Annotated in this window: 16 protein-coding genes; 11 read left to right on the plus strand and 5 right to left on the minus strand. The window is 43.0% G+C overall.

Features of this window, described 5'->3' with window-relative positions; all coding sequences use genetic code 11:
- Both AC13CC_RS09085 and AC13CC_RS09090 read right to left on the minus strand, forming a co-directional pair.
- On the minus strand, positions 1 to 723 hold the full coding sequence (locus AC13CC_RS09085; RefSeq protein ID WP_482877793.1) for a carboxylesterase family protein: 723 nt from the start codon (positions 721 to 723) through the stop codon (positions 1 to 3).
- Positions 724 to 735: 12 nt separating this feature from the next.
- Positions 736 to 1,257: a 5' nucleotidase, NT5C type gene (locus tag AC13CC_RS09090; RefSeq protein WP_482877794.1), complete on the minus strand. Its 522-nt coding sequence runs from the start codon at positions 1,255 to 1,257 to the stop codon at positions 736 to 738.
- 361 nt (positions 1,258 to 1,618) lie between these two features.
- Between AC13CC_RS09090 and AC13CC_RS09095 the strand changes: the two genes are divergently transcribed.
- Positions 1,619 to 2,497 carry an aminotransferase class IV gene (locus tag AC13CC_RS09095; RefSeq protein ID WP_482877795.1) on the plus strand — a complete coding sequence of 293 codons (879 nt, stop codon included), beginning with the start codon at positions 1,619 to 1,621 and terminating at the stop codon, positions 2,495 to 2,497.
- Positions 2,498 to 2,571: 74 nt separating this feature from the next.
- A complete protein-coding gene (locus AC13CC_RS09100) occupies positions 2,572 to 3,864 on the plus strand; it encodes a M20/M25/M40 family metallo-hydrolase (protein ID WP_482877796.1) in 1,293 nt (430 codons plus the stop codon).
- A 66-nt stretch (positions 3,865 to 3,930) separates the two neighbouring features.
- Here the strand turns inward: AC13CC_RS09100 and AC13CC_RS09105 are convergent, their stop codons facing one another.
- From AC13CC_RS09105 to AC13CC_RS09115, 3 genes are all read right to left on the minus strand, one after another.
- Positions 3,931 to 7,269, minus strand: a complete 3,339-nt coding sequence (locus AC13CC_RS09105; protein ID WP_482877797.1) for a VCBS repeat-containing protein — start codon at positions 7,267 to 7,269, stop codon at positions 3,931 to 3,933.
- Positions 7,270 to 7,722: 453 nt separating this feature from the next.
- Positions 7,723 to 9,426 carry a RagB/SusD family nutrient uptake outer membrane protein gene (locus AC13CC_RS09110; RefSeq protein ID WP_482877798.1) on the minus strand — a complete coding sequence of 568 codons (1,704 nt, stop codon included), beginning with the start codon at positions 9,424 to 9,426 and terminating at the stop codon, positions 7,723 to 7,725.
- A 4-nt stretch (positions 9,427 to 9,430) separates the two neighbouring features.
- The gene (locus tag AC13CC_RS09115; RefSeq protein ID WP_482877799.1) at positions 9,431 to 12,631 is read right to left on the minus strand and encodes a SusC/RagA family TonB-linked outer membrane protein; all 3,201 of its coding nucleotides are present in this window, start codon (positions 12,629 to 12,631) and stop codon (positions 9,431 to 9,433) included.
- Positions 12,632 to 13,304: 673 nt separating this feature from the next.
- Between AC13CC_RS09115 and AC13CC_RS09120 the strand changes: the two genes are divergently transcribed.
- From AC13CC_RS09120 to AC13CC_RS09160, 9 genes are all read left to right on the plus strand, one after another.
- The gene (locus AC13CC_RS09120; RefSeq protein WP_482877800.1) at positions 13,305 to 14,021 is read left to right on the plus strand and encodes an NUDIX hydrolase; all 717 of its coding nucleotides are present in this window, start codon (positions 13,305 to 13,307) and stop codon (positions 14,019 to 14,021) included.
- A gap of 69 nt (positions 14,022 to 14,090) precedes the next feature.
- Positions 14,091 to 15,797, plus strand: a complete 1,707-nt coding sequence (locus tag AC13CC_RS09125) for a GMC oxidoreductase (RefSeq protein WP_482877801.1) — start codon at positions 14,091 to 14,093, stop codon at positions 15,795 to 15,797.
- A 2-nt stretch (positions 15,798 to 15,799) separates the two neighbouring features.
- Positions 15,800 to 16,393 carry a gluconate 2-dehydrogenase subunit 3 family protein gene (locus AC13CC_RS09130; RefSeq protein WP_482877802.1) on the plus strand — a complete coding sequence of 198 codons (594 nt, stop codon included), beginning with the start codon at positions 15,800 to 15,802 and terminating at the stop codon, positions 16,391 to 16,393.
- A gap of 3 nt (positions 16,394 to 16,396) precedes the next feature.
- Positions 16,397 to 17,764: a Gfo/Idh/MocA family protein gene (locus AC13CC_RS09135; RefSeq protein ID WP_482877803.1), complete on the plus strand. Its 1,368-nt coding sequence runs from the start codon at positions 16,397 to 16,399 to the stop codon at positions 17,762 to 17,764.
- Positions 17,765 to 17,795: 31 nt separating this feature from the next.
- On the plus strand, positions 17,796 to 19,304 hold the full coding sequence (locus tag AC13CC_RS09140) for a nucleoside hydrolase-like domain-containing protein (RefSeq protein ID WP_326278935.1): 1,509 nt from the start codon (positions 17,796 to 17,798) through the stop codon (positions 19,302 to 19,304).
- 42 nt (positions 19,305 to 19,346) lie between these two features.
- Complete coding sequence (locus AC13CC_RS09145; protein ID WP_326278934.1) at positions 19,347 to 20,645, plus strand: CitMHS family transporter; 1,299 nt, start codon at positions 19,347 to 19,349, stop codon at positions 20,643 to 20,645.
- A gap of 1 nt (position 20,646) precedes the next feature.
- A complete protein-coding gene (locus AC13CC_RS09150) occupies positions 20,647 to 21,984 on the plus strand; it encodes an acyclic terpene utilization AtuA family protein (protein WP_482877804.1) in 1,338 nt (445 codons plus the stop codon).
- A 3-nt stretch (positions 21,985 to 21,987) separates the two neighbouring features.
- Entirely contained in the window at positions 21,988 to 22,299 is a 312-nt protein-coding gene (locus AC13CC_RS09155; protein WP_482877805.1) for an AtuA-related protein, read from the plus strand.
- Positions 22,300 to 22,309: 10 nt separating this feature from the next.
- A complete protein-coding gene (locus tag AC13CC_RS09160; RefSeq protein WP_482877806.1) occupies positions 22,310 to 23,341 on the plus strand; it encodes an alpha/beta hydrolase in 1,032 nt (343 codons plus the stop codon).
- Positions 23,342 to 23,416: the final 75 nt, after the last annotated feature.

The following is a 23,416-nucleotide window of genomic DNA, read 5'->3' on the forward strand; positions in this document are numbered from 1 at the left end:
TTAGTTTATGCGTTTTTGCTCTGCCAACCAAGTATAGAGTGAGTCGGTCGTGTAAGCCCGTTTCCATGCGTTGTGGCCTACGCCCTTGTATCTTGTGTAGCGAACATCGCGGCCCATCGCTCTCAACTTTTCCACCATCTTGTCAGATTCCTCCACATGGATTACCTGATCCTCATCGCCATGAAAAACCCAGATGGGCATGTTCTTATCTATCCAATGGGCATAGGGCAAGGGCGTCATACCGCAAACTACGGCCATGGCCGCAAACTTGTCCGGATATTGCGTGGCCAGTTCCCAAGATGCACTTCCGCCCCTGCTCAGCCCGGTCAAGTAAATTCTATTTTTATCCACCCTATTGGTATTGACAACGGAGTCCAATAATTGGACGACTGCGTCCGTATTCCACCATTTTTGTGCGTGGGGATTTTGCGGGGCCAAGATCAAAAAGGGAAATTGTTTGCCCTCGGCAAGCATTTTTGGCGGGCCGTTGTATTTGACCTCTTTGATGTCCCCTCCAGATTCACCCCCGCCATGAAGAAACAGCAACAGGCCAAAATCCCTGTCTTCCGATGCGAAGTAGTCTTCAGGATAATAGAGGTAGTACTTTAAATTTTCTTTGGTGATGGTCTCCATTTCGTCCTGCACCAAATGGGATTGTGCAGCACACGCCTGAAACATAAATGTACCGGCCAATAACAGTAACTTGGATAGTTTTTTTTGCATTGCGGTTACAAGTTACAAAAGTTTGTCGGCGATATCCTTCCAAGTATCCGCACGTTCAAAGGCTGTGACCTTTGTATTGTGCGGTGATGTAAACATTATGGACCTGCCTTCAAAAGGCTCGAGGTTCTTGCTTCGGTCGTCTATGAGCACATCACCCTTTAAAACATGCTTGTTCCCGCAGAGAATTCGTTTTTGCCACGGAATAAAGGGAAAATGCTTGTCCAACCAATCCGACTTTTCCCTCAAGGACTGTGGAAACTCCATGGCTGCCGAAGCAATATATACTTCATACTTTTCGCTTAACGCCTCAAGCACTTCTTGGCTATCGGCAATTACTTTCAAATCACCAAAAAAACCATCTCGCCTAGTGTGGTCTTTTATCGATTGTTGATGTTCCACTGGAACACATTGCCAAAATTCCTTGCCTTGGCAGTCTTCCAGTGTTAATTGGGCATTAAACTCTTGATTGTAAATATTTAAATGGGCATTGTAGGCATCTGCAATCACCTCGTCCATATCAACAAAAATCGTCATGGTTTATCTTTTTTCGTGAAGTACGACAAATCTTTATAATTATAAAAACCAACCATCTAAATCTATTGTTAACGACATTGAATTTATTTAAAGACACGTATTGTTTTTCTAAAATTTATTTACCCCGCTACAAACTTTATTGCTGGGTTTTAATTTTAGGAAATAACAATTACCTTCACAACAATATAATACGGGGTTGTCCAAAGAGTATTGAAGTACATCATTCTGGATTACTGTCCGCTACATGCACAGTATTCCTAATTTTGTTACAACGGCAAACAAATCGGCACGAGCACTCGAACCAAGTTTGGGTTGACGAAAATCGACATTTTGGAAAGCCTTCCATTTAAAACCAACCTTAATGTTGCCCAAAGGAAACTTTCCTGAAAAAGTCTATCTGAATGGAAAAACAGTAACGGCCGACAATGCCAAAATATCGGTTTTTGACCGCGGATTTTTATTCGGGGATGGTATTTACGAAGTAATGGTGCAATTGGAAAATGGCATGTTCTACAAAAAGGCACATTTGGACCGATTGCAGGACAATCTGGACAAAATTGGCATCCCATACAACGTCAAGGAAATTGATGATAATCTGGACGGATTTCTTCATGCGGCTGGCTTGGAAGGTGAATCGTGCTTGATTTACATGCAAGTTACCCGTGGAGTGGCCCCCAGAAAACACGCGTACCCAAAAAACGTTCCCCCTAGCGTGATGATGTATGCGCTGCCATGCAATCTCCCTCCCATCAACCTTAAAAACATGAAAGCCGTTCTAGAACCCGACTTTAGATGGCACAGATGCGATATCAAATCCATTTCACTATTAGGCAACATTATGACCAACGAAACGGCAATGAACGCAAATACGGATGAAGCTGTTTTGGTCCGAAACGGTATGATTTCTGAAGGTTCGCATACCAATATTTTTTTCGTGAAGGACGGAAATGTAATCACACATCCGGCCAACGAACATATTTTGAATGGCATAAGCAGGCAGATTGTTATAAAACTCTGCAGAAAGTTGGAAATACCTGTTATTGAAAAGCCCGTGGCAGAAAATGAAATTAAAAATATGGACGAGGCGTTTTTTACCGGCACCACTACCCAAGTGGCATCCATTGCTCAATTGGGCCACCATGTTTTTTATGAAAATGATGCCATTGGAGAAGTAACGGCCAGACTCCAAAAAGCATTTGCCGAGCTTAGAAAATTGGATACATCCCAAATAACACTATAAGAAACCATTGCGATAACTTTACATGAACACAAAATCAGAAACAGCTTTTTAGAAAACCAATACTATACTTGATTATGAAACAACTCACATTCGGCCTCATTATGGCCTTTGGCCTGCTATCCGGTTCGATAATGGCCCAGGAAGAAATTGAAAAAAAATACACCAAGGAAGTGGAACGCTTGGCCAAGAAAAAACAGGTCAAGAGAGCTTTTGAACTGATAAAGGCCCAAAAAAATCAAACTACGGAAGACCTGATTACTTTAACAGAGGTTTTGGCCCCTCCTTTTATGGAAGATGAGCGGGGAAAGGTTTTTGCCAAAATGTTGAAAGAAGCAGGTGTTGATAGCATTTGGACGGACAAGGTAGGGAATGTCATCGGGTTGCGAAAAGGTACATCTGGCCAATCGGGCTATGTTGGGGTAGATGCCCACTTGGATGTAGTTTTCCCAGAGGGAACCGATGTTACCGTTAAAAAAGTGGGAGACACCTTAAAAGCCCCGGGAATTGGCGATGACACACGTGGCCTGGCCATGCTCATCAGCATGCTCAAAGCCATGAACAAAGCAGATATAAAAACTGAAAAAGATGTATTGATCGTAGGTTCCGTTGGTGAGGAAGGCCTTGGAGACCTACGGGGCATGAAATATATGTTCAATGAATCGGGATTGGACATTGATTCTTGGATCGCTATTGATGGCGGTGGTTTGGGAAGAATAAGCAACGCTGGATTGGGCTCCAAACGTTATAAATTGCTCATAAAAGGGCAAGGTGGACATTCTTGGGGGGCCTTTGGCCTTGCCAACCCCCATCATGCCTTGGGAAAAGCCATAGCTATTTTTTCCAAGGATGCATGGGCATATACTTCCGGGGATATCCCTAAAACAAGTTTCAATGTTGGTAGAATCGGTGGCGGCACTTCTGTAAATTCCATTCCGTTTGAGTCTTGGATGGAAGTTGATATGCGTGCCATTGATCCCAAAAACCTTGATGAAATCGAGTCCATCTTTAAAGCCTCCGTGGAAAAAGCCATTATGGAATACAATGCCAGCGGTGTGCGCGGCGAAGTAAGCTACGAGCTAATAAAAATTGGTGATAGGCCATCTGGGGAACTGCCTGCCTCACTGCCCTTGATCCAAAGAACCATGGCCGCCACCAAGTATTTTGGGAAGACCCCACGTTTGGGCCGCGGTTCAACCAACATCAATATACCGGTTTCCAAAGGAATTCCGGCCGTATGTATTGGCCGTGGAGGACAAGGAGGCGGAGCCCATTCCCTGCACGAGTGGTACTTGAACGATGAAGCAGGCGATGAATCCATTCAATTGGCATTGCTGATCACGTTATCCCAAGCTGGGCTAAATAAATAAAATAAACATGGTTTGTTCATATAGCTGAGCAAACCATGTTATCTCAATTATAATATTTTGTAAAAATTACTCAGTCTTGGTAAAAACCAATGCTTTGCCCCTATTTTGGGTTACAATAATATATGGGTTTCCTCCATCTGCCCTTTCAACCTGTATCATGTCCTTCGCGTCACCGGCAACCTTAAAGCCGCTTTCCTCGGCATTTTTAAACTCAAACGTTCCTTGGCTGTCTCCGAGCAAAACACCGCCGTTAAAGGCATCATATCGCCCAATAAAAGCCTCATTGCCAAAATCGTTTCCAATCATGAGCACGTCGGTAGGGGCGCTGCCTCCTGCCTGTGTCGTGATCATACACTTTATGGGTGCCGATTGGGTCTGCCACGGAAGCTCTCCCATTTTGAACTGTCCGTTGCCATCATTCTCAAAATAGGTGGTTTGATCGTGATTTGCCATTAATTCATCGGCTCCCTCAAGTTCTTCGGGCGTAAACAAGCCACTCTTGGTGGTCGTGGCAAATTCCCGGAAATAATTGAACTTTTTCCTGAACATGGGACTTTGGCCCATAAGATCACCCCAAAAACTAACGGGATATGGTTGGTAAGTGGGATCCTCAAAATTGCTTTTAAAGTACGCAAACAATACAGGGTCAATAGCTCCATTATTGTCAAAATCTTTGGCCAGCATGGTTACAGGTCTTTCTTCGGAAGGATTGTATAGATTGTTCTCCCCCAAGTTTCCTGCCAGTAAATCCACATCGCCATCGCCATCAAAATCTTCTGCCAAGACACATTCCCACCAACCTGATAGTTGCTGCATGCCTGTTTGGTCCATTTGCTGAAAGGAATCCTTTTTGTTCATAAAAACGGTTACGGGCATAAATTCGCCCACCAAGATAAGATCCTTCAAACTGTCGTTATCCAAATCAGCCCATTTGGCATCGGTGATCATTCCCGGGGTCCTGAGTGCTTTACTGTATGCCTCTGTCACATCGACCAGTTTACCCTTTTCGTTTTTCAACAGGTAGCAATTGTCCGGTTTGGGGTATTGTGAAAAGGGGGTGCGTCCACCAACAAATAGATCCACATAGCCATCTCCATCGAAGTCCTCGGCCTCTACTACCGACCCACTGGAATTTATCTCCGGCATTTTGTCCTTGGCCATGGTAAACTTGCCATTACCCCGATTGACCATTAGGTAATCGTGATAATATGGTGAGCCCAAATCAAATTCATTACTGCCCACAACCATATAAATATCAAGGTCCCCATCATTGTCCAAATCAAAAAGGGAAATACCCGTCTCTTCGTATTTTTTATATTCTTCTTCTTCAAACAAAACTGTGCCGGTAAATGTTCCTTTGGAATCCTGTATAAAGATCATTGGGGAGTGGCCGGAAGAGCTTCCAATGATAAAATCTTCAAAGCCGTCTCCGTTGATGTCCCCTTTTGCAAGTCGAGGTCCATTTTGGGTTAGCTTGTGGGGCAATGTGGGCTGCACATAAAAATCAACCTTGTCCGTTTCCTTATGGAGATAATTGACACCCACTTCCTCCGATATTTCCTGATATATGGGAGTGGTCTGTTTGGGTGCCAAGGGAAATGCCAATTGCTTGCCTTCTAAGGAAGAGGCTTCCTTATAATCGATTGCCAAGGTTTGATTGATCGGTACATTGGTCAACTCTTGGTATTTTCCATCGGGCCATACTATTTCGAGGGATGCGATTGTTTTTTGCGATCCCACACCAAAATGGGGCATACTCTGTACTGTTGATAAATAGCCCCTGTTCAACTGATGCTCGTAATATTGAAAGGTGCCGTCCCCAAAACGTAGGGCCACCTTGGTCCCCAGACCTGCCTGATTGTTTTTTGGGCCTTTCAAATCCAACTGAAGGAAATTCTTATCCTCTTTTTGCTTTGTTTCAAGGTTATTCTTGAAAAGAAAGGCTTCATCATTGATGTTGTTCACCACATAATCCATGTCGCCATCGGCATCCAAATCGGCAAATGCCGCTCCGTTTGAAAAGGAAGGGATACTCAACCCCCATGCTTCACCTACATCCTTAAACTGTCCATCACCTTCATTGCGGTAAGCGTAATTGGGTATTTTGACCACTGGAATGGAGTCCAAAATTTGTGAAGGGCTTAGGTATTTTTGAACATTGAAATTGAATTCCCCAAAATCCAGATCGGTAATGTCCCGTGGAAAACCATTGGTAATCAATATATCTTTACGTCCATCGTTATCGGCATCAACAAAAAGTGGTGACCAGCTCCAATCGGTTTTGGCGATGCCCGCCATAAGGCCAATTTCACTATAGGGCATATCGGGACCTTGACCCATTTGAAGCATGTTACGCATATACTGATAGTCGTAGCCATACCTATCATTCATATAGTAATCGTTGTACTTGGTTGCCTTGATGGTTGTTTTTAACCTATAATTTGTTTCCCCGAGCATATCCAAAGTAAGGATATCGAGATAGCCATCGTTGTTAAAATCGGCCACATCGGAGCCCATGGAAAATTTACTTTGATGTTTTATGGACTCACTTATTTTATCGGTAAAGGTCCCATCCCCATTGTTAATGTACATAATATCATTGCTCAGATAGTCATTGCTTACATAAATATCCGGCCAACCGTCATAATCCAAATCGGAAATGGCCACGCCAAGACCGTAGCCTTCAATGGTAATGCCCGCCTCCATGGTTATATCGGTAAAGGTCCCATCGCCATTGTTACGGTATAAACGGTCGTTGCTCAAAGAGGAACCATCAGTGATCTTTTCCCTATAGTTTGCCGGCAGTACATGTATATCCACATTGTTAAGCACATATAGGTCCAATAAGCCATCTTTGTTATAGTCTATAAATGCAGCATTCATGCTATTTCCGGTATCTGCAACGCCATATTCCTTGGCCATTTCTTTAAAAATAGGAATGCCATCATCATCCACTCCTTGATTTATATATAACATATTGGCCTTTTCCTCGGGGCTTTCGTACATGGCGGCACAGACATAAATATCGAGCAGGGAATCATTGTTAATGTCGATCACCGCAACACCAGTTTTCCACTTATCGGCGGCTTCCACACCAGATGCTTGGGTTACGTCCTTAAACTCAAAATCACCTTGGTTAAGGTATAGCTTGTTGGTTACTTGGTTACCTGTAAAAAAAAGATCAGGTTTGCCATCATTGTTAAAATCACCTACGGCAACCCCTCCTCCATTGAAGATGTATTCGCTTGTGAGAATGTTAAAACTATCGGTCTCAACTATTTTATTGTTGAATGTAATCCCGGAATGGTCGGATGAAACTGGAGTAAACAAAGTGTCCTCTTGTTTCTTGGAACAAGAAATGACCAGTAATGAAGCCAATGCAATATAAATATAACTTTTGCTCACTGTGCTGAAATTTTACGGGTTAACCAAAATTTTGATGTTACACCAATGTTTGAATACTGAAAAACCAGTGTCCATCAAAAAGAAATCAATTGGATTAATTTTTTAGCTGATGGGCTCACCTCACACTAAAAATATGCTCCTTGTGCCTTTTGATTGAAATTCATCAATTTGAGCAATCTTTTGAAATCAAATTGAAGAAAGATTTTCTACCTGTGGTAGACAGGTGTTTTTCGAAGGAAAAACACTCGAACTGACTTTCGTTGTTATTAAAATGTACAAGGGGTAAAAATACAAATTCGGGTACTGTATTTGAACCATCCATGGTTAATGTTCAATTAATAATGATTAATTTTTAATTAACAGGACTTGTCTATAATTAAAATAGGTTGCCAAAATATTTTGGCAACCTATTTACTAACTCGAATTAAATTAAACTAACTCAGACTACTTTTATTAATATCCAGTATTCTGTGTCAATACACCTCCACTTTGGTCGATTGCATTAACTGGAATTGGGAAAAGATCATGTTTATCTTGATATGCACCAAATTTGGAACCGTAATTCGCTTGGTCGAAATCTTCACCTTCGTTTGCAATATAGGTGTTGATGGTCTCTTTAGCATTGCCCCATCTTCTCAAATCGAACAATCTGTGTCCTTCCATACCAAATTCCAAACGACGCTCAAAACGTATTGCTTTTCTTGCAAAGTCTTGACTTCCAAAGGATGCATAAGGTTCAATTTGATAATTGGCAGCATCTCCTGTACCATCGACAGTTTGTACCGGGGTCATATTTTTTGCCCTGTTACGTACCCGGTTAACATATTCCAAAGCCAAAGGTAGATTTGGGCTGGCCTGTTCTGTAGCTGCCTCGGCAGCCATCAACAATACATCGGCGAATCGCATTACGTTGTAGTTGATACCTGACCAGTCCGATCCCCAACCCCCTGTACCGCGGTTGGCATCCACTTCATCGGCTTGGTACATATTCTTTTTGGGCAAATAGGGCCCGGAAATATCACCAAAGGTTGCCCTTATCCACTCTTTACCCGGGTGTATACCGAATCCATTGTAATCAATACCTCTTCGACCAATCGTATAATCAATTCGCGGGTCTAGTGGCCCTGTGTGGGGCGTAAAAGGCTCGTCACTGTTGATTCCATAATCATTGGCTACATCAGTTGCGGCATAGGAATCCAACAATGGCAATCCGGAACCGTCTGTTTGGTAGGCATTTGCCAAATCTTGTGTTGGTTGGTAAAAACCACAGCAAGTACCCAATGGTCCTCCACCTGGGAAGTTTAACGTACCGGCACCATTTCCGTTGAAGGAACGTCCATCATCTGAAGCAAATTGAATGGCAAACATGGATTCTGGTCCATTTTCCCCAGCAGCATTAAAGTTGTCCACAAATTGTTCGTTCAATGAGTAAGGTCCATTGTTGATCACATCATTGAACAATGGCAAGGCCTGCTCGTATTTTCCTTGGTACAAATACACTTTGCCCAAAAAGGCCTTGGCTACCCAAGCATTGGCTCTACCAACAACAATATCATTGCCCAATCTATCAATGGCTGCCTGAAAATCAGCTTCGATTTCAGCCCAAATAGGACCTGGGTTGGGTTGGTTGAACTCTTGGTTAACCAAATTCTCTACAGTCAAGAACGGTACATTACCGTAAAACTTTTGAAGTTCAAAGTTGTAGTATCCTCTAAGGAAATAAGCTTCACCTTCTTGTGTTGTAAAATCTCCTTCTTCGATTTGATTGATCAAATCCAAAACGGCATTACAGCGGTTCACTCCTCCAAAAAGAGCACTCCATCGTCCTAAAAACCAGTTATTACCGGTTTGCCAGTCTAAGGTTTCCACCTGGAACAGGGCTGTGTTGTCACCATCGGTACTACCTCTGTGGGCATCATCGGAAACCACGTCTGTCCACCAGTTATCTCCACCAGCGGCAACACCCTCTCCTTGTCTATTTATACGTTCACCGTCCATTGCGGAATAGGCCGCGGTCAACTTTAGGTCTACCCCTAAAGCATTTTGTAAGGCTTCATCCGAAAGCGCCCCCGTAGCGGGCTTTTCCGTGAAATCTTCGCTACAGGCCCATAGCAACAGACCTGCAAATATTGTTGAAAATAATATCTTCTTTCTCATTTTTTTAAAATTTTAGATTAACTCCGAAGGAATAGATTGCAGCCAATGGGTAATTGTTGTCCGAAACACCTATAGTAAGGTTATCTACAGCACCGCCATTAAATCTGGGTTGCAATTCTGGGTCTACCCCATCATAATCGGTTATAGTCAACAAATTGGTTCCTTGAAGGTAGAAACGAACACTGTCCATTCCCAAATAACTGGAAACCTCTTCATTAAAGGTGTACCCAATTTGAAGGTTTTTCAATCGCATATAGGAACCATCTTCTACGAAGAATGAACTTGCCGTACCTTCATTGTTTGATATACTCTGGCTCAACGCCGGCAATTCGGCATCCAAATTATCAGGAGTCCATGAATCCAGCACCCTTACACTTCTGTTGGCATTAAAGAAGGTTGGGAAGTCGGTATACACTTTATCGTTGTTGAATATTTCGTTCCCTTGTGATCCTTGGAAGAAAGCTGACATATCAAAACCTTTATAGGCAGCTCTCAAGTTGATACCATAAGTGAAATCAGGGTGAGGAGAACCGATAAAGGTTCTATCGTCATCATTGATTACACCATCATTGTTCAAATCAGCATACTTAAATCTTCCTACACCATCTGCAGGAGTCGAAAATCCTTGATCTGCCGCTGAGGACACTTCTGATTCCGAAGCAAAAATACCATCTACCACTCTACCATAGAAAGATGAAATGGGCTGTCCTTCTTGCGTTCTAGTAACAGTTCCCGTAGTTCTAAAACCTCCAAAACCTGTTTGGAAAGCACTGATCAAATCAACCACCTCGTTTTTGTAATGCGAGAAATTAAGATCAATCCCATAGCTAAATCCTGAATCGGTTTGATCAGAATAGCTTAAGGTTGCATCCACACCTGTGTTCTCGATAGAGCCCAAGTTTACATAAGGTGGAGCGGCATCAATAGCTGTTGAACTGAACAATTGTTCATCCTGATTGATCAAATCCTTGGTTTTGATATTAAAATACTCTGCTGATAGGTTCAATTTGTTATCAAAGAAACCAAGTTCCACACCAAAGTTGGTGGTTTCAGAGGTTTCCCATCTCAAATTCGGGTTACCAGCAGCGGATAAAAGCGCACCCTGTGATGCACCACCACTACCTGTATACACGTAGTTGGCATATTGTTCGCTCAATACGGAAATATTAATGGTTGGATTGTTCACAGGCAGTGTTTGGTTACCCAATTGTCCCCAAGAACCTTTAAGTTTCAATCGACTCACAAAGGAATCTACCGGCCAGAAAGATTCGTTACTTACTACCCATCCTGCACTGAACGAAGGAAATATATCGCTCTTGTTGTCCCCGACAAATCTAGAGGATTCATCACGACGTACTGTTGCCGTCAATAAATAACGACCATCGTAATCGTAATTTACAGTACCGAACAAAGAGAAAAGTGAGTTTGCGTTATCGTAAGCATAAGCTACGTTAGGCGCACCACCACCATTGCTCAACAAATAGTAGTCCGGTGTTTCGAAGAAATAATCCGTTCTGGAAATTTCTTTTCCTTTTCCGTGGTTATCCAAAGCTTCAATACCGATCAAAGCATTTATACTGTGATCACCAAAGGATTTGTTGTAGTTCAGAGTATTCGTCCAAACCCACTCATAATTATCCTGATCGGCCTCCGTCAATGTATTTGTGGCGATAGGTTCGGAAGATTCCGGGATCAACGCCCTAAAACGTCTATCGTTGTAGGCTCTAATAGAACCACCAAAGGAAGTTTTGAACTGTAGTCCGTCAATAATATCCAATGTGGCATAAATATCCCCGAACACCCTAAAGGTCTTGGCAAAGTTATCTTTTTGCCTTGTAGCTTCCGCAACAGGGTTGTTAGGGTTGGATAGGCCCGTATCGTTACTATAGTTACCGCCAAAATTACCATCCGCATCATAAACAGGGACCAAAGGAGACATTCTTTGTGCAAAATTGAACCAAGATTGTCCTCCGCTCCTTCTATCAAAAGAAATATTGGCGTGCTGTCCAATCCGTATTCTATCCCCGATCTTAAACTCGGAGTTCAATCGTACATTTCCTCTTTTAAAACCAGTATGGATCTGAATACCTTGACGGTTCAAATATGATGCAGAGAAAAGGAATTTAGACTTTTCGTTACCATTTTCCAAAGTAATGGAAGCGTTCTGGGTAATGGCACTTCTGTAGATTTCCTCCACCCAGTCAGTACCTCCAGGCTTAACATTCATAGTAACAGGAACCCCCTGGATCGTAGAAGGAATTACTGGGCTTGGACCATTACCATATTGTGGGTGCGAAGGTGTTCCACCATCATTTAGGATACTTTGCCAAAGCATTTCCCCATGTTGTTGAGTGTTCAACATATCCGGTAAATTGGTTGCCACAGAGAATCCTGTGTACATATCCACCGAAACTTTTGCCGTGTTCAGGTTATAACCGCCACCTTTGGTAGTTACAATCACAACACCATTGGATGCCCTTGCCCCATAAATAGCTGCAGCACCATCCTTAAGAACGTTCATCTGCTCGATATCGGCAGGGTTTATTGAGTTCAGGATACCAGGATCGTCTGTTTGCACCCCATCAATAATATACAAGGGGTCGTTGCTGTTACCTGTTCCGTAACCCCTGATACGCACCACTGGAGCTGCTCCTGGCGAACCATTATTGGTAATTGTAACACCGGAAACACGCCCTTGTAAGGCTTCCGCGGCATTGACAACAGGTGTTTTAGTGGCTTCTTCCACATCTACTGTTCCCACAGAACCTGTTAATTCCCCTCTTGTTTGGGTACCATACCCAGTTACCACAACCTCATCCAATGCGGCTGCATCCTCTTCCATAGTAACATCAATGGTAGTATTGCCGTTTACTGGAATCTCAGTGGTTTTAAATCCTACATAAGAGAAAATCAAGGTAGCATCAGAAGCAGCTGTAATGGAATAATTACCATCAAAATCTGTCTGTGTGCCATTAGTGGTACCCTTTACAATAACGTTGGTACCAGGTAAAGGGGTTCCAAAATTATCCACAACTGTACCTGTTATGGTTACTTGGTAAGGGGGTGAAGTGGCTTCACCCAAGTCCGGGGCCGCTGCTAATGCAGATCCACCCACCAACATCATTGTCATTGACAAAAAGAATGCCTGAAACGCTTTTAACGAATCAGCCCATCTTGTCAAAATCTGAATTTTGTTTTGATTCATAGATAGTCTATTTAGTTTAGTTATTTTGATTGACCTCGACCGTGCATATTGTCTCAATCAGGAACAATAATAGTTAAAATTTTACAATTGGCAATATTTTAACATTATATAATGCAAAAATAAAATTCAACTCCGTCATATAATGCGATTTGATATTTACGAAAAATCCGCGGCCAACTTTGCATGGCGGTCAAACCGATATTCAATGAGCTATAATCCTTCCTTTTTTTGCGTTTAAAAAACAACAAAAAAGCACCTAATTGTTATGGCTCAACCTTTCATTGTTCAACACATTTTCCACCCAAAAAATCTGTGGCTATACTCCACAATTTAAGCTCCTAAGAAATAACTACTTGAAGTGGATTGCCATCAGTTGTTTTGGCATTCGGCCAATTGTGCGATTTCCCACCAATTGGGACTAGCATGCAAAATAGAATTGACAAAATATTTCTGAATGGCTATCGTAGTTCCCTTCTACATTACCATTTTCAATATAAACCTAAACGGGAAGTGCGTTGTTTTTTCCTTTGACCGTTCCGGAAGCCAGAAACATGGGCAAAACATATTTTTATATTCTCAACTCAACCCTATTTATTGTATCAATTCGTTACAATAATACTTTCTTTTTTTCGTAATTATATTTTTTTGATGTAAATTTTGCGATGTTTACAACATGCTACCATTAGAATCAGAACATATAACCAATATTGCCTATGATACGGTAATCCTAGGTTTTACTGGAAAAGAATTGAAAATATTAATCTTGGAATATCAAAATTCCGGCCAATTTGCATTGCCTGGAGGGTTTATTCGGCGGGATGAAGATTTATACGATGCTGTTAAAAGAGGGGTTCGGGAAAGAACAGGGCTGGAAAAAATTCATCTGGAACAGTTTCACACTTTTGGAAAGAAAAACAGGGACAGTGCCTATCCCTTTAAAAAGATTGCTGCCGGAAAAGGGTACACCTTGACATCGGATCATTGGGTCCTTGATAGATTCATCACTGTTGGATATTATGCCCTGATCAATTACAACCAAGTGCAACCTACCCCGGATAAGTTTTCGGATTCCATCAATTGGTATGACATCAACAAGTTGCCAACTCTAATGATAGACCACGCTGAGATTGTCGAAAAAGCATTGGAGTCCATTAGAAATGACCTTGGCAAAAAACCCATCGGAGAAAATCTTTTGCCCGAAAAATTTACCATGAAGGAATTACAAAAAGTGTATGAGACCATTCTAAACAAAGAATTTAGACGTACCACCTTCCAACGGAAAATGCTTAGTATGGATATTTTAAAACGACATGAGAAATTGTATACCGGTGCGGCCAACAAGGCTCCTTACCTTTATAGTTTTGACAAGGAAAAAGTTGAAAAGACATAAATTATAACAAAATCACTTTAAAAAATAAGGAAATAATCCCAACCTTTAAATCCTAAACCGAATACGCCAATGCCAAATTTTAATATAGATGCCGACCCCAAACACACCTATGATGCCATTGTAATCGGCTCTGGGATCAGTGGAGGGTGGGCCGCCAAAGAACTTTGTGAAAAAGGACTAAAAACCTTGGTTTTGGAGCGCGGCCCCGTAGTGGAGCATCCAAAAGATTACACCACGGCCCATCTGGATTCTTGGGATATGGAACTTCGTGGCGGACTTACCCCAGAACAACAAAAAAAACATTACAAGGCCATACGCTCTGGATTTATTGGTCAGGATACCGAGCATTTTTTTGCCAACGATGAAGAAAACCCGTACACCGAAGAAAAACCATTTTTATGGATACGCGGTCACCAAATGGGAGGTCGTTCCCTATTGTGGGGCAAACAGACCTACCGTTGGAGCGAAATGGATTTTGAGGCCAACGCCAAGGACGGTCATGGGGTGGATTGGCCCATACGCTACAAAGATTTGGAACCGTGGTACACCTATGTGGAGAAGTTTGCGGGCATCAGTGGCGAAGCCCTTGGGCTGCCCCAGCTTCCCGATAGCCACTTTCTACCTCCCATGGAGTTGAACTGCGTGGAAAAACACATCAAAAAACGTATAGAACGTGACTTCCCCGGAAGACACATGATCATAGGCCGTGTGGCGCATTTGACCCAACCACTTAATGGTCGTGGGCAATGCCAATACCGCAACCGATGTAGCCGCGGATGTCCTTACGGCGCCTATTTTAGCAGTAATGCCGTAACCTTGCCAGCAGCCAATGCAACCGGGAATCTTACTTTTAGGCCCTACTCCATTGTGCAGTCCATTATGTATGATGAGGGAACAGGCAAGGCATCGGGAGTACGAATTATCGATGCCGAGACCAATGAGGACATCGAATTCAAGGCCAAAATTGTTTTCTGCAACGCCTCTACCTTGAGTACCGCCCAAATACTATTGAATTCCACCTCTAATCGCTTTCCCGAAGGGATGGGCAACGATAGCGGTGAGTTGGGCCATAATTTAATGGACCACACCTACCGTGTAGGTGCATTGGGCAGGGTTGAAGGCTTTGAGGACAAATACTACAGTGGCCGCAGGCCCAACGGAATTTATATCCCCCGCTATTGGAACATCGACGAAAACTCAAAAACCGATAAATTTTTGCGTGGTTTTGGCTATCAAGGTGGTGGGTATCGCATGGGAAATAGTGAAGCAGCCAACCGTAAGGAATTCGGTGGCGAATACAAGGACAGTATCATGAAACCAGGACCTTGGGAATTCTTCATTACAGGTTTTGCCGAGTGTTTGCCTTATCACGACAATAAAGTGTACCTGAACAAAGAGGTTACCGATAAATGGGGACAACCTACCCTATCCATAGATTGTGAGTACAAGGAAAATGAACTGGCACAGAACAAACAGATTCAAGAAGATGCCGTGGAAATGCTCGAAAAAGCGGGAGTCAAAGACGTTCTTGGGTTTGATAATGAGCATGAGCCCGGATACGGTGTCCACGAAATGGGGACCGCACGCATGGGCCGTGATCCAAAAACATCGGTTTTGAACGGGACCAATCAAATCCATTCGGTGAAAAATGTTTTTGTGACCGATGGTGCTTGCATGACCTCCAACTCTTGTGTGAATCCGTCACTTACCTACATGGCACTTACTGCGAGGGCTGCCGATTTTGCCGTGAAAGAACTTAAAAAAATGAACATTTGATTATGGATCGCAGAAAAGCTTTAAAATTCACGGGAAGTATGGCCGCAGCTGCCGTTGCGGGCCCTTCATTATTATCCATACTTCAATCTTGCAAAAACGAAACACGGGTTGATTGGCAACCGCAATTCTTGACCACGGACGAAGCGGCATTCATATCCAAAATAGTGGACATGATCTTACCGCGCACCGAAACTCCTGGGGCTTTGGATGTGAAAGTCGATATATTTATCGATAAGGTCTATGCCCAACTGTATGATGCCGATGGCCAAAACCATGTTCGAAAAGAAATAGAAAAGTTCAACGCAGATTGTGTTTCCGATTTTGGGGACAGTTTTGTCAATCTTTCCGAATCCGATCAAATCAAAGTTATGGAAAAGGCCGAAGAAAGCTCCGGCCAATTTGGTAGCGGGGTTTGGGGCACTACCGTGGGTAACCCAGAACCTGTTGGATTTTATCGAAGCTTAAAATCAACAGCCTTATGGGGCTATTTTACCTCTGAGGAAATCGGTAAAAATGTGTTGAGCTATGACCCAATTCCCGGTGCCTATAATGGATGCCTACCTTTAAGCGAAGTAGGCAATAAATGGAGCCTTTAACGTATGGATTCTAAAAATTTTTACATCAACCGAAGAAAATTTCTGACCAGCACCTCTGCTGCCTTGGCCTTATCATCATTTGGTGCTTATGGCATGGAATTGATGTATTCTTCGAAAAAGTGGAATGTAGGACTAATAGGCTGCGGTTGGTACGGGGTAAGTGATTTGTTCAAACTGATTCAGGTAGCCAATGTCGAGGTAGTCTCACTCTGTGATGTGGACAAGAAGCATCTGGAAGATGCTGCACATTTGGTGTCCCAGCGACAAAAATCCCATAAAAAGCCAAGATTGTACAGCGATTACCGTAAAATGCTGGCCGAAAAGGATTTGGATATCGTTTTGATAGGTTCGCCCGATCATTGGCATGCGCTACAAGCCATCGAAGCCATGGAAGCCGGGGCTCATCTTTATCTACAAAAACCCATCAGTCTTGATGTTTTGGAAGGCGAAGCCATTTTGGCCACTGCCCGAAAACTGGACAAAAAGGTGCAAGTGGGCACCCAACGCAGAAGTACCCCTCACTTGATCGAAGGCAAGAAAAATATTATCGATGCCGGACTATTGGGAAAGATATCCCATGTAGAAATGTGCTGTTACTATCACATGCGATGGAATGCCAATCCGCCAGTACAACAAATCCCCGATCATTTTGATTACGACCTTTGGTCCGGACCCGCACCGTTAAGGCCCTACGTGGGTCTTCCGCATAGAAGGTGGCGGGCATTCATGGAGTACGGAAACGGTATTGTCGGCGATATGTGCGTTCACATGCTGGATGCCGTTCGGTGGATGCTCGGTCTCGGATGGCCCAAAAAAGTAAGCTCCACAGGAGGGATTTACGTGCAAAAAGATTCCATAGCCAATATTTCCGATACACAAACCGCCATTTTCGAATTTGAAGAGCTCAATTGCGTATGGCAACACCGTAGTTGGGGTACTCCAACAGACCCAGATTACCCTTGGGCATTTTTTATTTATGGCGAAAAAGGAACCTTTAAGGGAAGCGTGTTCCAATACGAGTTTATTCCCAACGATGGTAAAACCATTAAAAAAGAAGTGGTTTACGAACGTGAAAAATATCCAGAGGATTTAAAGGAAAAGGATATCGAGCTCCATACCGCACCAGCTACACGCGGCCACATGTTGGATTTGTTGGATGCCATCGAAAGTGATGGATTTCCTGTTGCCGATGTAGAGCAGGGGCATATTTCCACAGCCAGTTGCATTATGGCCAACCTTGCCATGGGATTGGAACGCCCATTGGTTTATGATCCACAAAAAAGGATTATTGTTGATGATGCGGAAGCCTCCTCATTGCTCAAACATCAGTATCGAGGGCCATGGAAACATCCCTCGGAAACCATTTTATGATCAAACAAACCCACTATCAACATAAAAATTGATGGCCATCAGAACCAAAATGACAAAATTCAACCTTTTATTGCCACTCCTATTCATGTCTTTTTCCGTTATGGCGCAACAAGAGCATAAACGAACCATTGTTACCACCGATGGTGAAATAGACGATGTGGACACCTTTATCCGTTTTTTGATGTACACCAACGAATTTGATACCGAAGGATTGATCTATTCCAGTTCCATGTGGCATTGGAAAGGTGATGGCAAGGGAACCACCATGGTCTCCGAAATGGAAATGACCCGAAATATGTATGGGGAACGCAGCGAATTGAGGTGGCCTGGAACCACTTGGATACAGGAACTGCTGGCCGAATATGCCAAAGTACATCCCAACCTATTGCTTCATGATAAAAACTACCCCACCCCAGAAGAACTTTTGGCACTGGTAAAAGTGGGTAACATAGATTTTGAGGGAGAAATGGACCAACGCACCGAAGGTTCGAAATGGATAGCAAAAAAATTACTGGATGATGACCCGCGCGAAATTTTTCTTCAGGCCTGGGGCGGAACCAATACCATTGCCCGTGCCCTAAAATCAATCGAAGAAGACTATTCCAGCCATAAAGATTGGGAAACAATCAAGGAAAAAGTATCAAAAAAGGCCATCATCTACACCATCATGGACCAAGATGCCACCTATAAAAAATACATCGGGCCCAATTGGCCCAACATACGGGTCTTTTACAATGCCAACCAATTTTGGTGCTTTGCCTACCCGTGGAAACAAGTGGTGCCCAAGAGTCAGCAACCCTATTTAGAGGGCAGTTTTATGGGCCCCAACATCATCAATAACCATGGTCCGTTGTTTACAAAATATTATTCCTATGGGGATGGGCAAAAACAAGAAGGAGACCCTAATCATTTTGAAGGGGATATTTCAAAAATTGCTCATACTGAGCGCGGCAATTTTTCCAAGTATGATTTCATCTCAGAAGGAGATTCCCCTGCGTTTTTACATTTGGTGGATGTGGGTCTGGACAACTACGAAGACCCGTCCCGAGGTGGTTGGAGCGGTCGTTTTGAGCAATCGACCGAAAATCCATACCGTTTTGAAGATGGTGAAGCAGCGGCCGATTTAAATCCTGAAACAGGAGAAATGGACAAAAGCTATCCCCAGACCCGTTGGATAAAACCCATGCAGCTTGATTTTGCCGCCCGTGCCGATTGGTGCATCAAACCTTTTGAAGAAGCCAACCATCCTCCACAGATTTCTGTATCGCAAGGGAATTCGATTAATGCAAAACCAGGAGAAAAGCTTGTTCTCAATCTTTCCGCTGAAGATATTGACGAACACCCTGTCTTTTTTAACGTTTGGCCCTATGCCGAAGCCGGTGATGGGGCCGCGACCGTTGAAATAAAAACGGAAGTGGCATCGGTCAAAATTCCAAAAACCGCAAAAAGCGGGGAACAATACCATATCATTGTTGAAGGTACGGATACCGGCTTCCCTGCTTTGACCAGATACCAAAGAGTTATCATTTCAATCAAGTAAATCAGGGAACAAACTAACGCTTAATTAAAAAATCCTCCACGTTTGCTTTTAACCAGTCTGCTTATCATCATTGTTTTATTGGTACTTATCCTAACAAAAAAGATGAGTGCCATGGGTGCCCTGATTTTGGTACCCGTAGTAGGCGCCTTACTAGCTGGTTTTGGCTGGGAAACGTTTGATTTTGCGCTGGACGGAATCAAAAGCATTGCTCCTGTTGTGGCCATGTTCGTATTTGCCATCCTATTTTTTGGGATACTGACCGATGCGGGAATGTTCAATCCCATCATAAACACCATTTTAAAATGGGTGGGCACCAACCCGACATTAATTGCCATTGGCACCGCCTTGTTGGCGATGACGGTACATTTTGATGGCTCTGGAGCAACCACCTTTTTAATCGTGATCCCGGCCATAATGCCCCTTTATGAAAAACTCCAAATGGATCGTCGCGTACTGGCTTGCGTCGTATCCTTGGCAGCGGGCACCATGAACATGCTTCCATGGGGCGGCCCCACCATCCGCGCAGCATCAGCGCTCAACTTAAGTGTGGCCGAGATATATTCCCCCATTATGCTACCACAGATTTGCGGGCTTTTATTTGTTGTTTTTATTGCCTGGCGGTTGGGCAAGAAAGAATCCAAACGCCTCAATATTCAAAAAAACACGGTAGCCAAGGAAGAAATTGAAACCATGGGGGCAGATGTGCCGACCATGCCTTCCAAAAACAGAAACTTTTGGCTCAATATTATAATAACCATTTTGGCACTTGTATTTTTAATTTCCGGCACCGTTCCTCCCGCCCTCGTTTTTATGATCGGGACAATTTTGGTTTTGATGCTGAATTTCCCAAGTCTGGAAAAACAAAAAGATTTGATTTTTTCCCATTCAAGAGCTGCCATTTTAATGGCCTCCATATTGTTGGCAGCTGGTGTTTTTACAGGCATTATGAAAGAATCGGGCATGATAGCAAACATGGCCGAAAGTGCCGTGGACGTTATTCCGACCGCTGCAGGTGAACGATTACCGCTTATTCTGGCGGTGCTCAGTATGCCGCTTAGCTTTTTGTTCGACCCCAATTCGTTCTATTTTGGATTTTTGCCCATATTGGCACAAACGGGCAACGAATTTGGTATAGCCTCAGCAACCATGGGGCAGGCGGCAATTATGGGACAAATGACCACGGGCTTCCCCTTAAGCCCCTTAACGGCCGCAACCTTTTTATTGATCGGTTTGGCAAAAGTGGATTTGGCGGACCATCAAAAGTTTACTTTTAAATACGCCTTTTTGACCACATTGGTCATGACATTGATTTCAGTTTTAATCGGAGTGATTCCCATATAATATGAATAAAACAATTCGCATAGGATCGGGAGCTGGCTATTCGGGAGACCGAATTGAACCAGCCGTGGACCTAATACAAAAGGGAGATTTGGATTATATCATCTTCGAATGCCTTGCAGAGCGTACCATTGCCTTGGCCCAATTGCAGAAAATGCAAAACAAAGAGCTTGGTTATGATCCTTTATTGGAAGACCGGATGAAGGCCTGTTTACCCTATTGTGTTTCAAACAATGTAAAACTTATCAGCAATATGGGTGCCGCCAATCCTGTGGCCGCGGCAAAAAAAACGGCCAAAATAGCCAACGAATTGGGTTTAAAAAGCATCAAAATAGCCGCCGTATTTGGTGATGATGTTCAATCATTGCTAGATTTTGAAACACAAACTTTATTGGAAACCGGTGAGCCCTTATCTGTTTTGGACGATAAAATCATTTCTGCCAATGCCTATTTGGGGGTGGAAGGAATTTTATCGGCCCTCAAGGACGGGGCAGACATTATCCTAACTGGCAGAGTGGCCGACCCCGCCCTATTTTTGGCTCCTATTATACACGAATTTGATTGGTCCCTCAGCGATTACCCTCTTTTGGGCAAAGGAACTGCTTTGGGTCATTTAATGGAATGTGCCGGTCAAGTATGCGGTGGTTATTTTGCCGACGGCGTTAAAAAACAAGTTCCTGATTTGGCCAATTTGGGATTCCCCATCGCAGAAATCAACGAAGAGGGTTCTTTCTTCATCACCAAATTGAAAGATTCGGGCGGTATGGTAACCCCTGCAACCTGCAAAGAACAATTGTTGTACGAAGTCCACGATCCATCAGAATATTTAACGCCCAATGTCATTGCCAATTTTTCCAGCATCAGTTTTAAGGAAATAGAAAAAGATACAGTAGAAGTTTCTGGAGCCACGGGAAAACCTTTGACCGGAAAATTAAAAGTGTCCGTAGGCTATCATGATGGTTATATGGCAGATGCCCAAATAAGTTATGGTGGAAGTTATGCTTTGGAACGGGCCAAATTGGCGATTGAAATCATCAAAGAAAGAATACAATCCATTGATCTGGAGGTGGAGGATATCCTTTTTGACCTAATTGGAATTGATAGTCTTTTTAAAGGAAATGAAACCAAAGCAAGCCCTACGGAAGTTCGATTGCGCGTAGCTGCTAAAACAAAAGGCAGAAAAGAGGCTGTACAGTTGGTCAATGAAGTAGAAACACTGTACACCAATGGTCCGGCGGCTGGAGGCGGTGTTGGCAAAACAGTCACGGAAATTATTGCCATCCAATCTGTTTTGGTCGATAAAAATAGGGCAACCCCCATAGTTGAATACTTTGAAAGCTAACAAATGAAACTAAAGAATTTAGCACATTCTCGAACAGGAGACAAAGGAGATATTGTAAATATCTCGATTATTGCTTTTGATGAAAAAAATTATCAAACCTTAGAAAAATCAGTGACCGCCGCTTCAGTGAAAAAGTTTCTTGGGGAAATGGTCCTGGGCGAGGTAATACGGTATGAGCTCCCAAACCTTGGTGCAATGAATTTTGTAATGCACAAGGCACTTCGGGGTGGTGTAACGCGCTCGCTCCGCTTGGACAAGCACGGAAAAACACTATCCTCTTACCTCTTGGAAATGCCACTTGAAATAAAAAACTAAAACTTGATTGATGAAAACATACTTAAAATTGATATTGGTCATTTGTACCCTTCAGTTGACCTATGCACAAACAACAAAGGGAACCATAGTAATTGATTCCATTTACTCTGAGAATTTGGAAAATAATTTTGATGAAAACCCTACTCGCGAAGTTGGGGTTTATCTTCCTCCCAACTATGACAAGGGAACCCAAAAATACCCTGTGATTTATTTCTTGCACGGCTTTTATGGTGATCACAACATGTTGGAGCCCATGAAGGAAATCTTGGATTTTGCCATAGAGACCAAACGAATTCGGCCGTTTATTTTGGTGGTTCCCAACCAAAAAACCACCTACGAGGGCAGTTTTTACTCCAATTCTGGCGTTTTTGGAAATTGGGAGGACTTTACCGTACAAGATTTGGTGAAATACATGGACGAAAACTACCGCACGCTAGCCAAAAAAGAAAGCCGTGGTATTACAGGCCACAGCATGGGTGGTTATGGTGCTTTGAACATCGCCATGAAACATCCCGATGTTTTCAATACCGTTTATGCCATCAGCCCGGGAGCTTTGGCCATAGTTCGTGAGTACGGGCCGAACAGCAATACCTTTGAAGAGCTTTCGGAAATATCGACCTATGAAGCCTTGGAAAAAACATATTTTGGCAAAGTGATGGTAGCTTTTGCCCGTTCTTGGTCCCCCAATCCGAACAAACCTCCTTTTTACTGTGATTTCCCGTTTGGGTATAAAGATGGCGAGTTGGTCATACACCAGGAAACACTTAAAAAATGGCACGACAATATGCCTTTTTACAATCTCGAAAATTACATTGACAATCTAAAAAGCTTGAAAGCCATCAAAATGGATTGGGGCAGAAATGCTGGGGAACGGTTTACACAACAGTGTAAATTGTTCAGTATAAAATTGGAAAATCTGGGCATTGATCATTTCGCCGAGGAATATATCGGTACCCACGTGAATAACATTTATACCAAAAATGGACGTTTGCCCCAACAAGTGCTGCCTTTTTTTGAATATTATCTTGAGTTTGATGATTAAACCCGCCCAAAAGTAGTGGCAATGTAATATCTTTCCAAATATAAGTCATTAACGCACAATAGATTCCAACATAAA

This window comes from Flagellimonas sp. L-11 (genome assembly GCF_056857735.1).

Coding starts and splice junctions, on each gene's coding strand:
- AC13CC_RS09115 (WP_482877799.1), bottom strand. CDS start 12,631: ATGAATCAAAACAAAATTCAGATTTTGACAAGATGGGCTGATTCGTTA.
- AC13CC_RS09150 (WP_482877804.1), top strand. CDS start 20,647: ATGAATAAAACAATTCGCATAGGATCGGGAGCTGGCTATTCGGGAGAC.
- AC13CC_RS09090 (WP_482877794.1), bottom strand. CDS start 1,257: ATGACGATTTTTGTTGATATGGACGAGGTGATTGCAGATGCCTACAAT.
- AC13CC_RS09140 (WP_326278935.1), top strand. CDS start 17,796: ATGGCCATCAGAACCAAAATGACAAAATTCAACCTTTTATTGCCACTC.
- AC13CC_RS09120 (WP_482877800.1), top strand. CDS start 13,305: ATGCTACCATTAGAATCAGAACATATAACCAATATTGCCTATGATACG.
- AC13CC_RS09085 (WP_482877793.1), bottom strand. CDS start 723: ATGCAAAAAAAACTATCCAAGTTACTGTTATTGGCCGGTACATTTATG.
- AC13CC_RS09095 (WP_482877795.1), top strand. CDS start 1,619: ATGTTGCCCAAAGGAAACTTTCCTGAAAAAGTCTATCTGAATGGAAAA.
- AC13CC_RS09130 (WP_482877802.1), top strand. CDS start 15,800: ATGGATCGCAGAAAAGCTTTAAAATTCACGGGAAGTATGGCCGCAGCT.
- AC13CC_RS09135 (WP_482877803.1), top strand. CDS start 16,397: ATGGATTCTAAAAATTTTTACATCAACCGAAGAAAATTTCTGACCAGC.
- AC13CC_RS09110 (WP_482877798.1), bottom strand. CDS start 9,426: ATGAGAAAGAAGATATTATTTTCAACAATATTTGCAGGTCTGTTGCTA.
- AC13CC_RS09125 (WP_482877801.1), top strand. CDS start 14,091: ATGCCAAATTTTAATATAGATGCCGACCCCAAACACACCTATGATGCC.
- AC13CC_RS09155 (WP_482877805.1), top strand. CDS start 21,988: ATGAAACTAAAGAATTTAGCACATTCTCGAACAGGAGACAAAGGAGAT.
- AC13CC_RS09100 (WP_482877796.1), top strand. CDS start 2,572: ATGAAACAACTCACATTCGGCCTCATTATGGCCTTTGGCCTGCTATCC.
- AC13CC_RS09160 (WP_482877806.1), top strand. CDS start 22,310: ATGAAAACATACTTAAAATTGATATTGGTCATTTGTACCCTTCAGTTG.